12 protein-coding genes are annotated in these 14420 nt (G+C 72.9%); 3 read left to right on the top strand and 9 right to left on the bottom strand.

Annotation, left to right across the window (positions count from 1 at the left end):
* Positions 1–168: 168 nt before the first annotated feature.
* On the top strand, positions 169–1026 hold the full coding sequence (locus ACIGQF_RS21210) for a LysR family transcriptional regulator (protein ID WP_399712253.1): 858 nt from the start codon (positions 169–171) through the stop codon (positions 1024–1026).
* Between the two features lie 23 nt (positions 1027–1049).
* Positions 1050–1937: a serine hydrolase gene (locus tag ACIGQF_RS21205; RefSeq protein ID WP_399712251.1), complete on the top strand. Its 888-nt coding sequence runs from the start codon at positions 1050–1052 to the stop codon at positions 1935–1937.
* A 183-nt stretch (positions 1938–2120) separates the two neighbouring features.
* Here ACIGQF_RS21205 and ACIGQF_RS21200 read toward each other — a convergent pair whose 3' ends face one another.
* The 5 genes from ACIGQF_RS21200 to ACIGQF_RS21180 all read right to left on the bottom strand — a co-directional run bounded on the left by ACIGQF_RS21200 (position 2121) and on the right by ACIGQF_RS21180 (position 9298).
* The gene (locus ACIGQF_RS21200; protein ID WP_399712249.1) at positions 2121–2879 is read right to left on the bottom strand and encodes a class I SAM-dependent methyltransferase; all 759 of its coding nucleotides are present in this window, start codon (positions 2877–2879) and stop codon (positions 2121–2123) included.
* Positions 2880–3024: 145 nt separating this feature from the next.
* Positions 3025–4188, bottom strand: a complete 1164-nt coding sequence (locus tag ACIGQF_RS21195) for a S8 family peptidase (RefSeq protein WP_399712245.1) — start codon at positions 4186–4188, stop codon at positions 3025–3027.
* Positions 4189–4313: 125 nt separating this feature from the next.
* Positions 4314–5249 carry a LysR family transcriptional regulator gene (locus ACIGQF_RS21190; protein ID WP_399712242.1) on the bottom strand — a complete coding sequence of 312 codons (936 nt, stop codon included), beginning with the start codon at positions 5247–5249 and terminating at the stop codon, positions 4314–4316.
* A 36-nt stretch (positions 5250–5285) separates the two neighbouring features.
* Positions 5286–7574, bottom strand: a complete 2289-nt coding sequence (locus ACIGQF_RS21185) for an FdhF/YdeP family oxidoreductase (protein ID WP_399712240.1) — start codon at positions 7572–7574, stop codon at positions 5286–5288.
* Positions 7575–7780: 206 nt separating this feature from the next.
* Positions 7781–9298 (bottom strand): alpha/beta hydrolase, encoded by a 1518-nt coding sequence (locus tag ACIGQF_RS21180; RefSeq protein ID WP_399712237.1) that lies wholly within the window; start codon positions 9296–9298, stop codon positions 7781–7783.
* 190 nt (positions 9299–9488) lie between these two features.
* On the opposite strand from ACIGQF_RS21180, the gene ACIGQF_RS21175 reads away from it, so the two are divergent.
* Positions 9489–10391 (top strand): MerR family transcriptional regulator, encoded by a 903-nt coding sequence (locus ACIGQF_RS21175; RefSeq protein WP_399712634.1) that lies wholly within the window; start codon positions 9489–9491, stop codon positions 10389–10391.
* 9 nt (positions 10392–10400) lie between these two features.
* On the opposite strand, the gene ACIGQF_RS21170 is transcribed toward ACIGQF_RS21175, so the two are convergent.
* The 4 genes from ACIGQF_RS21170 to ACIGQF_RS21155 form a co-directional block, all read right to left on the bottom strand.
* Positions 10401–11027, bottom strand: coding sequence for a TetR/AcrR family transcriptional regulator (locus tag ACIGQF_RS21170; protein WP_399712234.1), 627 nt, complete (start codon positions 11025–11027; stop codon positions 10401–10403).
* A 111-nt stretch (positions 11028–11138) separates the two neighbouring features.
* Positions 11139–11987, bottom strand: a complete 849-nt coding sequence (locus ACIGQF_RS21165; protein WP_399712231.1) for a fumarylacetoacetate hydrolase family protein — start codon at positions 11985–11987, stop codon at positions 11139–11141.
* Positions 11980–12897 carry a 3,4-dihydroxyphenylacetate 2,3-dioxygenase gene (locus tag ACIGQF_RS21160; RefSeq protein ID WP_399712228.1) on the bottom strand — a complete coding sequence of 306 codons (918 nt, stop codon included), beginning with the start codon at positions 12895–12897 and terminating at the stop codon, positions 11980–11982. The genes ACIGQF_RS21165 and ACIGQF_RS21160 overlap by 8 nt, the downstream gene beginning before the upstream one ends.
* Complete coding sequence (locus ACIGQF_RS21155; RefSeq protein ID WP_399712225.1) at positions 12890–14416, bottom strand: aldehyde dehydrogenase; 1527 nt, start codon at positions 14414–14416, stop codon at positions 12890–12892. The genes ACIGQF_RS21160 and ACIGQF_RS21155 overlap by 8 nt, the downstream gene beginning before the upstream one ends.
* Positions 14417–14420 lie beyond the last annotated feature (4 nt).

Below are 14420 nucleotides of genomic sequence, written 5' to 3'. Positions count from 1 at the left end.
TCCCTTCGCTGTGCCAGGACACCCGCGACGAGCACGTCCCTCCCCCTGGCGTCACGCCTCGGAGTCAACCCGCGGCCTGGGCCCATGTCGAATATGCTTTTGCGCCAAGAACGATTCGCAGGAGATATCAGCGCACGCCACGGGGACAGAATGCTGACGGAACGGCACTTGGAAATCTTCGTCGCCCTGGCCGAAGAGGAGCACTTCGGCGCCGCGGCACAGCGGGTGGGAATCACCCAGCCGCCACTGTCCCAGGGCCTGCGGCGGCTGGAGGCGCTGCTCGGCGTCCGCCTCTTCGACCGCAACCGCGGCGTCGCCCTCACCGACGAGGGTTCCCTGCTGCTGCCGCACGCGCGCCGGGCGCTCGCCGCACTCTCCGAACTGCGCGAGATCGGCGCCCGCGAGCACGCCGACGGCCGACGGCTCCGGCTCGGCTTGGCCCCCGAGGTGCCCGCGCGGCTCACCGCCGCCGTCGCCGCCGCGCCGGTACGGGCCGGGGAGCAGACCCGCATCGGCGTGCTGACCGCGCCGACCGCCGCGCTGCTGTCCGACGTCGCGGCGGGCCGGCTGGACCTCGCGGTGATCCGGCATCCGGCGGTGCTGGACGGGCTGGCCGCCGGCCGGGTGGTCCTCTTCCCGACCTGGCTCCTCTCCCCCGAGGACCACGGCGGCGGGGCGTCCGGCGGGACGCCCCGGCGGCTGCCCGTCGCCGTACGGCCGCGTGAGGAGGCGCCGGCGGCCCACGACCTGTTCATCGACACACTGGCCAGCCGCGGGCGGCGGGTGGAGACCGTCGTGGTGTCCGACGAGCGCGCCGGCCTCGCCCTCGTGGCCGCCGGACAGGCGGTGCTGGTCACCGCCGACGACACACTGACCGCCGACGGCGTCGAGCGGCGCCCGTCCGCGGATCCGGCGCTGCCGTTGCGGCTCCGGGTGGTGTGGGACCCCCGGCGGCCCGACGCCGCGGAGACGGCGGACCTGGCCCAGCTGCTGGTGGACACGCTCGCCCGGCAGGCGGCGAAGTGAGCGCGGCACGGCGGAGCGGCGGCGTGGCGCGCACGATCCGCGAGATGTTCGCCGACGCCGGTGTGCGCGGCTGGCTGCACGTGGCGGAGCTGCACCGCCCCGAGGCACGGGTGACCATCGACCCCGAAGAGCCGGTGCCCATGGGCTCGGTCTACAAGGTGCCGCTGATGGCGGCCTTCTGCCGGCTGGCGGACGCCGGGGAGATCGATCCGGCCCTGCGGGTCACCCTGGAACCGTCGCACCGGGTCGCCGGTCCCACCGGCATCTCCATCCTTCGGGACCCCGTCACGATGTCGCTGCGCGACCTGGTCGTCCTCATGATGACCATCTCGGACAACACGGCGGCCGACGCGGTGCTCCGAGCCGTCGGCACCACGGTGGTCGACGAGGTCTGCCGCGAGCTGGGCCTGCCGGACACCCGCATCCTCGGCGGTGTCGCGGGCACCTGGGCCCGGCTGGTCGACGAGACCGGCACCGAGTCGCTGGCGGCCGCCATGGAGCGCATCTCCAGCAACGACACGACCGCCCCGGCCGGCGTCTACGACCCGGTGTCCAAGGCCTCCACCACGCCGTCGGACATGGCGCGGCTGCTGCGGGCGATCTGGACCGGCGAGGCCGCCTCCCCCGAGCGCTGCGCGTTCATGCGCGACGTGATGGGGAGGCAGCCGTGGCGGCACCGGCTCGCCTCCGGCTTCCCGTACGACGACGTCACCGTGTCGGGGAAGACGGGCACCTTCGGCCAGATGCGGCACGAGGCGGGGGTCGTCGAACTCGCCGACGGCAGCACCTACACCGCCGTGGTCTTCACCCAGGCGGCGCGCGCCGACAGCACCCTCCCCCGCGCCGACGCGGTCATCGGCGCGGCCGCCCGGACGGCCGTGGAGGAGCTGCGCGGCAACGAGGGCACGTGACCGACTCGTTGGCGGTGACCCGGTAGGTGCTGTCGCCGGCGGCCGGCCAGCCGGACGCTGTCGGCGAGGAGCCGGCCGGCGCCGTACGGAGGGCCTCGGCGTACCGGGCGGGCGGCAGAGGGCCTGATCACAGCTTCACCCGATGGAGTGCCGCGTACCGGGCGGCGCCCGGCGCGCGCCCGGTCAGCCTGCGCTGGATTGCGCGCGGGGCGGCTCGTCGCGGCGGAACAGGGCCGTCCACAGGAAGGGTTCGCCGAAGTGCGGGGAGCCGTCGGGCTCGTCGCGCATGCGGCGCAGTTCCACCTCGGTGAGCCCCGCGAAAATCCGGCGCAGCGACTCCGGTGTGTAGGCGACCCCGCCGTGCAGGCGCGAGCTGCGGTACAGCTCGGCGTCGGGGAGTTCGGAGCCCATCGCGCCGGCCGCGAAGCAGCTGAGGGCGAAGTGCCCGCCGGGGGCGAGGGACCGGTCCAGGAGGGCGAGGTAGCTGATGCGGCGGTGCGGCGGGAGGTGGTGGAAGCAGCCGGAGTCGTAGATCAGGTCGTACGGTCCGGCGAGGGCGGTTTCGGCGAGATCGAAGGCGTTCCCGCGGAGGAACCTGATGTCGGCGCCGGCCTCGCGGGCGCGCTCCTCGGCCCAGTCGAGAGCCGCCGGCGAGAGGTCGACGGCGTCCACCCGGAAGCCCGCGGCGGCGAGGTGGAGGGCGTTGCGGCCGGGACCGCAGCCGAGATCGAGGGCCCGCCCCGGGGTGACCGTACGGCGGGCGAGATACGAAGCGAGGTTCTCGTCCGGCTTCGCCGCGAAGAACGGCACGGGCCGGGTCCGGTCGGTGTAGAAACCGTCCCACCACTCGGCCGCGCGCTCCGTCCACCGATCGGCCGCCGGCTCGAACAGCTCGTCCATGAGCCTGAGTACGTCATCGACGCTACGCACGTTCCGGTCCATCCGGTCCCCCTTACCTGGCTGCGGAAACAGTACGGGTGAGTGCCGCCGGAGCCCAGGCCGGGCGGCGCACCGCCGGACACAGCGCGGCCGGAGCCGCCCGCGTAGGCGGCTCCGGCGCGGTGCTTCAACCGGGTGGGGGTGCGGCTCAGAGGTCCGACTTGAAGAGCAGGCGGTTCGGGGTGCCGCTCGGGTTGGTGATCACGTTGGGTGTGGCGTTGTTGATCAGCCAGGTGTTCAGGGTGGAGGACGCCGTGTCGCCCTTGCTCGACTTGTACAGGGCCGCGACGCCCGCCACGTGCGGGGAGGCCATCGAGGTGCCGCTCATCTGGGTGGTGCCGCCGCCGAGGCGGGTGGAGGTGATGGAGACGCCGGGCGCGAACAGGTCCGTGCAGCTGCCGTAGTTGCTGAACGAGGCCTTGCGGTCGGAGCTGTCCGAGGCCGCGATGCTGATGACGCCCGGGGCGCTGGCGGGCGAGGTGTTGCAGGCGTCCGCGTTGTCGTTGCCGGCGGCGACGGAGAGGAAGACGCCGGAGTTGTTCAGCGCCGCGGCCGCGTCGTTGACCGCGGAGGAGTAGCCGCCGCCGAGCGAGGCGTTGGCGACGGCCGGCTTGGTGGCGTTGTTACGGACCCAGTCGAAGCCGGCGATGATGCCCGAGTAGGAGCCGGATCCGTTGCAGTCCAGTACCCGGACGCCGCGCAGCTGGACGCCCTTGGCGACGCCGTACGTGGTGCTGCCGACCGTTCCGGCCACGTGCGTGCCGTGCCCGTTGCAGTCCTGCCCGTTGCCTCCGAACGCGTCGTAGACGTTGCGGGCCCGGCCGCCGAAGTCGGGGTGGGTGGTGTCGATGCCGGTGTCGATGATGTACGCGGTGACGCCGGAGCCGTTGCGGTTGTAGGTGTAGGTGCCGTTCAGCGGGCGGTTGCGCTGGTCGATGCGGTCCAGGCCCCAGGTGGCGTTGGTCTGCGTCGCGGACGCGGTGACCTTCTGGTCCTCCTCTATCGCCTGTACGGAGGGGTCGCTGCGGAGGTCGGCGAGCTGGTCGGCGGAGAGCTTCGCGGCGAAGCCGTTGAGGACCTTCTTGTAGAGGTGACCGGCTCTGATGTCCTCTCTGGCCGTCAGGGTCCCGGGCGCCACGCCGGGCTTGAGGGTGACGATGTAGGTGTCCTTGATGACCTTGCTGTCCGGAGCCTGTTCCACGGTCACGAGCCGGGGGGAGGTGTCCTGGCCCGAGGCGACCGCGGTGCCGGCGGCGGGTACGACGGCCGCGGGCAGTGCCAGCAGCAGCGCAGCGAGGTGGGAGCGCTTCATGGGAGCGGCAGACCTTTCGTACGAGGGGGGTGCCGTCACGCCGGGCCGGTGGGCCGGGCGGGGCGGGACTCACCCTCCGCCCGCCGCTCGCTCCGAACAATCCGTAGTTCGCTGGGTAGTACCGCCTATTCCTCCGGCAGCGGCCGCTCTCCCGGCAGGTGTTCCAGCGTCGCCGCCATGTCGGTGCGCCGGGCGACGTCGGTCAGCGCGCGGGCCATGACCGAACCGGGCTCGCGGGCGGTGAGGACCAGGCCGATGGGCGCGGTGCGGACCGGCTCGACAAGCGGTACCGCCCGCATGCCGGGCGGCATGTCGAAGACGCGGAGCCAGGCGCGCGGCACGATGCCGGCCCACCGGCCGGTCCGGACGTGCGCGTACACGGAGGCGATGGAGTCGGTCTCCACCTGGGGTGCGGCGCGGACCCCGGCGTCGGCGAACACCTCGTCGAGCACCCGGCGCCCCTGCATGCCGGTGCTGAGCAGGCAGAGCGGCAGGGTGGCGGCGGCCGCCCAGGACACGGTGGCCGAGGCCGCCGCCGGATGCGCCGCGCCGGTCAGCAGGACGTAGCGCTCGCGGTAGAGCGGCACGGTGCGGTACTGGTCGGAGATGTCCTCGGTCAGGTACGTCACGCCGGCGTCGAGCTCGAAGTTCTCCAGCCGGCCGAGGATGTCCCGGGAGCGCAGGTCCGAGGCGATGCGCACGTCGACCAGCGGGTGGGCCGAGCAGAACGGCTCGACGAGGAGCGCGACGGCGGCCGAGGCGGTGGGGACGCAGCCGATGCGCAGTTCGCCGCTCAGCCCGGTGCGCAGCGCCTGCACCTCGGAGGTGAGTGCGTCGCGGTCGGCGAGGATGCGCTGCGCCCACAGCACGACGCGCTCGCCTTCAGGGGTGAGGCCCTCGTACTTGCGGCCCCGCCGGATCAGCGGGACGTCTAGTTCCTCCTCCAGTTTGCGGATCGCCTCCGACAGCGCGGGCTGGGAGACGTAGCAGGACTGCGCGGCACGGGCGAAGTGGCGTTCGCGCGAGAGGGCGACCAGGTATTCGAGCTGGCGGAAGAGCACCGCACCGGTCTACACCGGTCGGGCCCGATGCGCCAATCAGGCCCCGGTCGGCTCCAGGCGCACCACCACGCTCTTCGACGTCGGTGTGTTGCTGATGTCGGCGACGCTGTCCAGGGGCACCAGGACGTTGGTCTCCGGGTAGTACGCGGCGGCGGATCCGGGTGTGGTCGGGTACGGGATGACCCGGAAGGCGGGCGCGCGCCGTTCGGCGCCGTCCCGCCAGACGCTGACCAGGTCCACCTCGTCACGGTCGGCCAGGCCCAGTGCGGCCAGGTCGGCTGGGTTGACGAGGACGACGCGGCGGGCGTTGTGGATGCCCCGGTAGCGGTCGTTCATGGCGTACGGGATGGTGTTCCACTGGTCGTGGGAGCGGAGCGTCTGGAGCAGGAGGTGGCCTTCGGGTACCTGCGGTGCCTCGAAGGCGTTGCGGGTGAAGACGGCCTTGCCGCTGGGGGTGGGGAAGACGCCTTCGTTGACCGGGTTGGGCAGCCGGAAGCCGCCGGGCCCGGCCACGCGGGCGTTGAAGTCGTGGAAGCCGGGGATGACGCGGGAGATCCGGTCGCGGATGGTGTTGTAGTCCCGCTCGAACTCCTCCCAGGGGATGTCCGGGCTGTCGCCGAGGGTGCGGCGGGCCAGCCGGCCGATGATGGCGACCTCGCTGAGCAGGTGCTCCGAGGCGGGTGCGAGTCGGCCGCGGGAGGCGTGCACCTCGCTCATGGAGTCCTCGACCGTGATGAACTGCTCGACGCCGTCCTGGATGTCGCGGTCGCTGCGGCCGAGCGTGGGCAGGATGAGGGCCGTTTCCCCGCAGACGGCGTGGGAGCGGTTCAGCTTGGTCGAGATGTGGGCGGTGAGGGAGCAGCGGCGCATCGCCCTTTCGGTGACGTCGCTGTCGGGGGTGGCGCGGACGAAGTTGCCGGCGACGCCGAGGAAGAACTTGGCGCTGCCGTCGCGCATGGCGCGGATCGCGTCCACCGAGTCCAGGCCGTGCTCGGTCGGCGGGGTGAAGCCGAATTCGCGCTCCAGGGCGTCGAGGAACCGCTGCGGCATTTTCTCCCAGATGCCCATGGTGCGGTCGCCCTGGACGTTGCTGTGGCCGCGTACGGGGCAGACGCCGGCGCCTGGGCGGCCGATGTTGCCGCGCAGCAGCAGGAAGTCGACCACCTCGCGGATGGTGGGTACGCCGTGCTTGTGCTGGGTGAGGCCCATCGCCCAGCAGACGATGATCTTCTTGCTGGCCAGGACCATCTCGTGGACCCGGTCGATCTCCTCGCGGCTCAGGCCGGTCGCGTCGAGGATGTCTTCCCAGGAGGTCTTGCGGGCGTGTTCGGCGAAGTCGGCGAAGCCGGTGGTGTGCTGCTCGATGAAGTCGTGGTCGAGGACGGTGCCGGGCGCGGCGTCCTCGGCCTCCAGGAGCAGCCGGTTGAGTCCCTGGAAGAGAGCGAGGTCGCCGCCGGGGCGGATCTGCAGGAAGCGGTCGGCGATCTCGGTGCCGCGGCCGATCACGCCGCGGGCCTTCTGCGGGTGCTTGAAGCGCAGCAGGCCGGCTTCGGGCAGCGGGTTCACGGCGATGACGCGTCCGCCGTTGCGCTTGGTCTCCTCCAGCGCGGAGAGCATCCGGGGGTGGTTGGTGCCGGGGTTCTGGCCGACGACGAAGACCAGGTCGGCCTCGTAGAGGTCCTGGAGGCTGACGCTGCCCTTGCCGATGCCCAGCGTCTCGTTCAGTGCGCTGCCGCTGGACTCGTGGCACATGTTGGAGCAGTCGGGCAGGTTGTTGGTGCCGAAGGCGCGGACGAAGAGCTGGAGGAGGAAGGCGGCCTCGTTGTTCAGCCGGCCCGAGGTGTAGAAGAGCGCTTCGTCGGGTGAGTCCAGGGCGCGCAGTTCCGTGGCGAGGAGGTCGAAGGCCTCGTCCCAGCCGATGGGTTCGTAGTGTTCGGCGCCGGGGCGCTTGACCATGGGCTCGGTGAGGCGGCCCTGCTGGTTGAGCCAGTAGTCGGACTTTTCGGCCAGCTCGGAGATGGTGTACTGCCGGAAGAAGTCTGCGGTGACGCGGCGGCTGGTGGCCTCGTCGGCGATGTGCTTGGCGCCGTTCTCGCAGTACTCGTTCTTGTGGCGCTCCTTGGCGCCGGGCTCGGGCCAGGCGCAGCCGGGGCAGTCGAACCCCTTGGCCTGGTTGATGTTGAGCAGGGTGAGCGCCGTGCGGCGGGGGGAGGTCTGGCCGAGGGCGTACTTCAGCGCGTGTGCCACGGCCGGTGCGCCGGTCGCCCATGTCTTGGGCGGGGTGACCGCCAGTCCCTCGTCCGTCGGGTCCTCGTCGGCACGCATTGCCTGACCTCGCCTTCCCTGCCCGGGCACGCCCGCGCCACCGCTTCGACGCCGGTTCACGCCGCGCCCGTACGGGCGCGGCGGTCCGGTCCGATCAGCTTCCGCCAGTCCTGCGGAGGCGTCAAAGACGGCTTGATTATCGGTCAATAGGCCGCACTTATCGCGCGGTCGCGGGCGGTCCCCCCCCGGTCCGGACCCCGGGGGCATCAGCTCCGCAGATGGCCCAGCACCGAGCGGACCGCGTGGCGGACGGCGTCCCGTGCCTGCTCGGTGTGGTCGATCGTCTCGAAGCCGTGGTGGCCGTCCGGCAGATCCACGATCTCGACCTCGGCCGCGCACTCCTTGGCGGCGGCCAGGAACTCCTCGACGGTGGCGGCGATCTCGGGGATCTCCTGCCCGACCCGCGTCAGTACGAAGGGCAGCCGTCCCGCCGACCGGATCGCGTCCGCCGGGCGGAACCGGGGTCCGGTGATTCCCCAGCTCGGCGGCGGCATCAGCACCGGGTAGGTGGCGGCCACGCAGCGCAGCCACGGCGGGGGCGCCGCGAGCCAGTCCGCCGACAGCGGGCCGCCGCCGGAGAAGAACCACAGGGCGACGCGGTCTTCGTCGACGCGGGGATCGGCGCGTACGAGGGCGACGGCGTCGGCGATGTCCTCGGCGGCGCGCCCGTAGTCCGTGAGGTCGTGCAGCCGGTGGTCCACCGTCACGCCGACCGCGCCCTGCGCCGCCACGTACCTGCCGTAGCCGGTGTACGACGGCCAGTCCCGCGGTGTCGGCCGCAGTCCGGCCGGCACCGGGCCGCCATGGACGAAGACCACGGCGGGCTGCGGCCCGTCGGCGTCCGGCGGGTACAGGTCGACGCGCCCCACCCGCTCGCGGGGCCGCTCCGGTACGTCCAGGAGGAAGGGCCGGAGGTGGCCGGGGCGCGTGTCGTCCGGCGCTGACAGCCGGTGGCCCTCGCCCGCAGCGGCGCCGAGCAGCGCCTCGGCCAGCTCGGCGGGTGCGGAGAGCATCGGCCAGTGGCCGGTGGCCAGTTCGAAGAAGGTGACCTCGGCGTCGACGAGCGCCATCAGGGTCGGCTCGCCGAGCCGCAGCACCTGCTCGACCATGGCGATGCTCGACCCGTTGGCGGTGCACAGGATGCCGGTCGCCGGCAGTGCGGCGGCGGCCTCGGTCAGCCGGAGCGGCTGGGTGAGGGTGCCCAGCGGCTGCGGTGCCGCGCGGTCGGCGAGACGGGCGAGCGCGGCTTCGGGTACGCCCTCGGTGCTGCCCCAGCGGTGCCATGCGCCGGGCGCGGGCGGCGGCACGAGCCGGTCGTCGCCGGTCGGTGCGTCCGGCCCGGTCGCCTGGCCCAGCCGGTCGCGGACGTTCTGGTCGGGGATGAGCTTGAGCGCCGGGTCGCCGTCCTGCGGCATGCCCGCGTCCAGGTAAACGATCCGGCCGATGCGTTCCGGGCGGTGCCCGGCGGCGCCCAGTACGGGGTGGATGCCGTAGCAGTGGCCGACGAGCACCACCTCGGGCGCTTCGGCCCGGTCGATCAGCTCCACCACGTCCTGGACGTGCGTCGCCAGGTCGGTGTCCGGTCCCGCCTCGTGGCGGCGGCCGCCCATGCCGGTCAGCGTCGCCGCGCGCACCTCGGCCCCCGACTCCCGCAGCCGGCCGGCCACTTCCTGCCATACCCAGTCGCCGGTGTGGGCGCCCGACACCAGGATGAATGCCGTCATGTTGGTCTCCTCGCATACCGTGCGTCCGCGAGACCGCCCCCGTAGGCCGTCCGCGCTCGCGGGTACCGTAGGAACTCCCCCTGAGGGAGGTTCAAGCGTGACCGCAGAGTTCTCCGAGTTCTTCGAGGGCACCGATGCCGCGGCCCCCGGCCCGGCGCCGTCGCCCGAAGCGGCCGACGGCAGGTGGAGCATCGGCGAGCTGGCCGAGCACGCGGGCGTCACCGTCAAGACCGTCCGCTTCTACTCCGACCGCGGCCTGCTGCCCGAGGCGGCGCGCAGCACCGGGGGCCATCGCCGGTACGGGCCCGGGGCGCTCGACCGGCTCCGGCTGATCCGCTCCCTGCGCACTCTGGACCTGCCCGTACCGGACGTGGGCCGGGTCCTGGACCGGGAGGACGCGCTGGAGGACGTCATCGCGGCGCAGCTGCGGGAGGTCGGCTCGCGAATGGCAGCGCTGCGCTGGCGCGAGGCCGCCCTGCACCTGCTGCGGGACTGCGCCCCGGCGGAACGGGCCGACCGGCTGCGGCTGATCGGCGCCGTGACCGCGCCGCCCGACACGGCCGCACTGGCCCGCTTCTGGCGGCGCTGGCTGCCGCCGCGGCTCCCGGCCCGGCTGACCTCCGTGATCCTCGACCACTCGGTGCCGCAGCCGCCGGCGGACCCCGCGCCGGACCAGGTACTGGCCTTCGCCCGGCTGCACGCCTTCGTCTCCGGCCCCTGCCCCGGGACGGGCATCGCGCACTGTCAGCCCGCGGCGCACCGGCCCGACGAGGGCTACCGCCCGGCCGTCCTCTACGAGGGGCTCGTCGAGGCGTACGGGCTGGCCGCAGCGGACATCCAGGGGCGGCGGGCGCCGTACGGGGGCGAGGCGCTGGACTGCTTCGTCGACGCCTACGCCCGTTCCCGTGGCACCCGGGACACGCCGGCCTTCCGCCGGGTGCTCAGCGGCCAGCTCGCCGCCGACCCGCGTATCGATCACTACTGGCGGCTCACGGCGGAGGTGACCGGCCCGGCGGCACCGCCGACGCCGGGTGTCACCCACGACTGGCTGCGCGCGGCTCTCGACTCCGGGGGCGCCGTTCCGGCCGCCTGACGGGGAGCGTCAGCCGGTGCCCGTGGTGCGGGACGCCGGGTCCTCCGCTGCGGCCGCCCTGCTCAGCAGGGCCCGCAGCTCGGCCAGGGCGGCTTCGGTGTCAGCCCGGTCGCCCATGGTCAGCTGGTGCAGGACGAGCCCGTCCAGGGCGGCGAAGACCAGGCGGGCGAGCGCGGAGCCCGGCTCGTACGGCAGCATCCGGGACAGTTCGCGTTCGGAGGCGTCGAAGTACCCGTCGTACAGGTTCCGTACCTGGGGCAGCAGTTCCGGGCGGCGCCGCGCTTCGAGCAGCAGCTCGTACTGGAAGGCCTGGAGGTCGGGGCCCGACTCGACCATTGCGGAGACCCCCGAAGCGAAGTCGTCCGGCTCGCCGGTGCCGGGCTCCAGCAGGCTGCTGCGCAGGCTCTGCCGTACGACGTACCCCAGCGCTTCCTCGATCAGGGCGTCGCGGGAGCCGAAGTGGTGGACGACCAGGCCGTGCGTGACGCCGGCCTCCTCGGCGACCGCACGGTAGGTGAGCTTGCGCAGTCCGCCGCGGGCGACGACGCGGACGGCGGCGTTGAGGAGGGCGTCGCGGCCCTCGCCGTACCCCCGGCGGCTGCGGCGACGGCCGGTCCCCTTGGCTGCTTCCGTCATGCCGGCCACCCTATCCGCAGGTCACGGAGGGCCGTACGGCCCGAGGGAGCCGCCCGGAGGGCTCGCGCGCGAGCGGAAGCGGGGCCCTCCGGACGGGTGCCGGGCAGGGGGTCAGCCCCGCTTCGGCGGGCGGATGCCGCGGAACTCCCAGTCGCCGCCGAGGGCGGTGGAGAGGACCTCCTCGGACTCGGTGGGCTGGGCGCCGACGTCGGTGCGGACGGCGGTGGGGCCGGTGACGATGTGGTTGGTCAGCCGGCCCAGGCCCTCGGCCTCGACCTCCACGACGTCGCCGGGCCGTACGGGCCGGGAGTTGGCGGGCGTACCGGAGAGCAGCACGTCGCCGGGGTACAGGGTGATGGTGCGGGCGATGTCGGCGACGAGGTAGTGCATGTCCCACTTCATCTCGTCGGTCGTGCCGTCCTGGACCAGTTCGCCGTTGACGTAGGTGCGGAGGTACTTGCCGCGGAAGTCCCAGTCGGTGACCAGGCCCGGGCCGAGCGGGCAGAGGGTGTCGGAGCCCTTGACGCGGAGCATCGAGCCGGCGTCGGTGTCGCGGAAGTCGTGCAGGCCGTAGTCGTTGGCGACGGTGTAGCCCGCGATGTACTCCCCCGCGTCGGCCGGGGCGATGTTGCGTGCGGTCCTCCCGATGACGATCGCGACCTCGCCCTCGTAGTTGAGCCACTTGCAGCCCTCGGGGCGGACGACGGCGCCCCGGTGGGAGTTGAGGGCGGAGGTGGGCTTGTGGAAGTAGGTGGGCGTCGCGGGCAGCTCGATCCGGAACTCCTCGACCCGGCTGCGGTGGTTGAGGTGGACCGCGACGACCTTGGAGGGGACGGCCGGCGGCAGGTGCCGGGCCTCCTCGATCTTGACGCGGCGGCCGTCACCGGCGACCAGTTCCTCGCCCTCGCGGACGGTCTGGACGGCGGCGCCGTCCAGGAGGATGCGGCGGTACTCAGGCATGGGTGGTCTCCTTGGAGGGGCGGGGCGCGGTCCAGCCGCCTTCGGGGCGGTCGAACCACAGGTGGACCTGGCCGGTGCCGACGGAGTTCTCGTACTCCCCGTACTGCCGGCCGCGGGCGGTGCAGGCCGCCTCGCCCAGGGCGCCGGCCATCATCAGGTAGTGGAAGAACTTGGCCTCGGGCTTGAAGCGCCAGAACTCCGGCATGGTGCGCAGCACTTCGTCGTGGCGGCCGTCCTTGAACCAGGCGATGCGTTCTTCGTCGGCGGCGCGTGCTTCGGGGGTGAAGAGGTGGGACGGGTCGCTGGCCTCGTGGTCGCGGAGCTGGCGGAGCGGCCAGAAGGTGTGCGAGAGGGCGCCGGAGGCGATGAGCAGGACCTTGCGGCCCTCGGTGGCGGCGATGCCGTCCGCGAGCGCGCGGCCCAGCCGGAGGTGGTCCTCCATGTCGCCGGTCTGGCAGACGCCGATGGTCACCCACTTCTTCTCGGGCAGGCCCTCGCCGAGGTACTTCCACAGGTTGGTGGTGGCGTAGTAGATCGGCAGGTACGCGTCGTCGATGGGGGTGATCCAGGTGCCGTGCTTGTCGGCGAACCGGGCGATGTTGTGCGCGAGTTCGGGGTCGCCGGGGAAGTCGTACGGCATCCGGCACATACCGCGCGGGAGCTCCTCGGAGGTGAAGAGGCCGGCCCTGCGCGGGTGGGCGGTGACGACGAATTCGACGGTGGTGGCCCAGTGGGAGTCCAGGACGACGACGGTGTCGTAGTCGGCGGTCTCGAAGACCTCCTCGCGGAGCTGGCGGAGGCCGGTGACGAGGGTGATCTCCTTGCCCTCGTTCAGCTCGCGCCTGGTCTCCTCGGGCAGCACGATGGTGGGGACGTGCGCGAGCAGCCCGGCACCGACGATCTCACCCATGGTCGCGCCGGCCTTCCCCAAGCTCTCGGCTCCGCTCGAACAAGGGAGACCCCAAGGGCGAGCTGACGGTGTTCTTCAGGTCGCAGTAGAAGTCGAAGCTCCACGTGCCGCCCTCGCGGCCGATGCCGGACTCCCGGGAGCCGCCGAAGGGCGCCCGGAGGTCGCGGACGAAGAAGCAGTTGACCCAGACGGTTCCGGCGACCAGCTGTCCGGCGACCCGTTCGGCGCGCTCGGGGTCGCCGGTGGCGACGGTGGCGGCGAGGCCGAAGCGGGTGCCGTTGGCCAGCCGGACGGCCTCTGCCTCCGTCTCGAAGGCCTGCAGGGTCAGGACCGGGCCGAAGACCTCCTCCTGGACGATCTCGCTGTCCTGGGCGACGCCGGTGAGGAGGGTCGGCGCGTAGTACTGGCCGTCGTCGCGGTGGCCGCCGATGACGGCGCGCGCCCCGGCCGCTACCGCCCGCCGCACGAAGCCGTCGATCTTCTCCAGCTGGCGGGGGTGGATGTTGGGGCCGATGTCGGTGGTCTCGTCGCGCGGGTCGCCCTGCCGGAGCTGCCCGGCCTTCTCGGTGAAGCGGCGGGTGAACTCCTCGGCGACCGAGGACTCCACGAGAAGCCGGGTGGCGGCCAGGCAGACCTGCCCCGCGTTGTCGTACTGCTCGACGGCGAGGTCGACGGCCAGGTCCAGGTCGGCGTCGGCGAAGACCAGCAGCGGGGACTTGCCGCCCAGCTCGAAGCTGGCGGGGGTCAGGTGCGCGGCGGCCGCCGCGGCGATGGTCTTCGCGGTCGGCACCGAGCCGGTGAAGCTGATGCGGCGTACGCCGGGGTGCGAGACGAGGGCGCTGCCCGCTTCCGCGCCGTGGCCCTGGACGACGTTGAGGACGCCGGCCGGCAGCCCGGCCTCGTGAGCGATGTCGGCGAGGAGGGAGGCAGTGAGCGGGGTCCACTCGGCGGGCTTGAGAACCACCGTGTTGCCCGCGGCGAGGGCCGGCGCGATCTTCCAGCTCGCGAGCATGAGCGGTGCGTTCCACGGCGTGATCAGTACGCAGGGTCCCGCCGGGTCCCAGGAGACGTGGTTGGTGTGGCCGCGGCCCGCGGCGGAGCCGCTCGTGTACGTCGTGAAGTCCTCGTGGTCCAGCTTCAGCAGCCAGTCGGCGAAGAAGCGGAAGTTGTGGGCGACGCGGGGCATCACACCGCGGCGGTGCGAGCGCAGCAGCGCGCCGTTGTCGGTGGTCTCGACGATCGCCAGGTCCTCGATGCGCTTCTCGACGCCGTCGGCGACGGCGTGCAGGATGCGGGCGCGTTCGGCGCGCGGGGTGGCGGCCCAGCCGGGGAACGCCTCCTGCGCTGCGGCGACGGCGGCCTCGGCCTCGGTGGCGGTGCCGCGGGCGAGGTCGCCCAGGTGTGCGCCGTCGATGGGCGAGACATCGGCGAAGGTCTCGTCGGAGGCGACGCGCCGGCCGCCGATCCAGTGCCGGGTGTCGACGGTGACCCCGGCGACGGTGGTGCGGTGTGCGGGCATGTCC

Source organism: Streptomyces sp. NPDC053560 (assembly GCF_044544605.1).
Taxonomy (GTDB): Bacteria; Actinomycetota; Actinomycetes; order Streptomycetales; family Streptomycetaceae; genus Streptomyces.
The sequence above is the reverse complement of the archived record's forward strand: the minus strand, read 5'-3'. Positions and strand labels throughout refer to the sequence as shown.

Excerpts from the sequence above, each read along its gene's own strand:
- ACIGQF_RS21200 (WP_399712249.1), bottom strand. The coding sequence starts at position 2,879 with ATGGACCGGAACGTGCGTAGCGTCGATGACGTACTCAGGCTCATGGAC.
- ACIGQF_RS21195 (WP_399712245.1), bottom strand. The coding sequence starts at position 4,188 with ATGAAGCGCTCCCACCTCGCTGCGCTGCTGCTGGCACTGCCCGCGGCC.
- ACIGQF_RS21185 (WP_399712240.1), bottom strand. The coding sequence starts at position 7,574 with ATGCGTGCCGACGAGGACCCGACGGACGAGGGACTGGCGGTCACCCCG.
- ACIGQF_RS21180 (WP_399712237.1), bottom strand. The coding sequence starts at position 9,298 with ATGACGGCATTCATCCTGGTGTCGGGCGCCCACACCGGCGACTGGGTA.
- ACIGQF_RS21170 (WP_399712234.1), bottom strand. The coding sequence starts at position 11,027 with ATGACGGAAGCAGCCAAGGGGACCGGCCGTCGCCGCAGCCGCCGGGGG.
- ACIGQF_RS21165 (WP_399712231.1), bottom strand. The coding sequence starts at position 11,987 with ATGCCTGAGTACCGCCGCATCCTCCTGGACGGCGCCGCCGTCCAGACC.
- ACIGQF_RS21160 (WP_399712228.1), bottom strand. The coding sequence starts at position 12,897 with ATGGGTGAGATCGTCGGTGCCGGGCTGCTCGCGCACGTCCCCACCATC.
- ACIGQF_RS21155 (WP_399712225.1), bottom strand. The coding sequence starts at position 14,416 with ATGCCCGCACACCGCACCACCGTCGCCGGGGTCACCGTCGACACCCGG.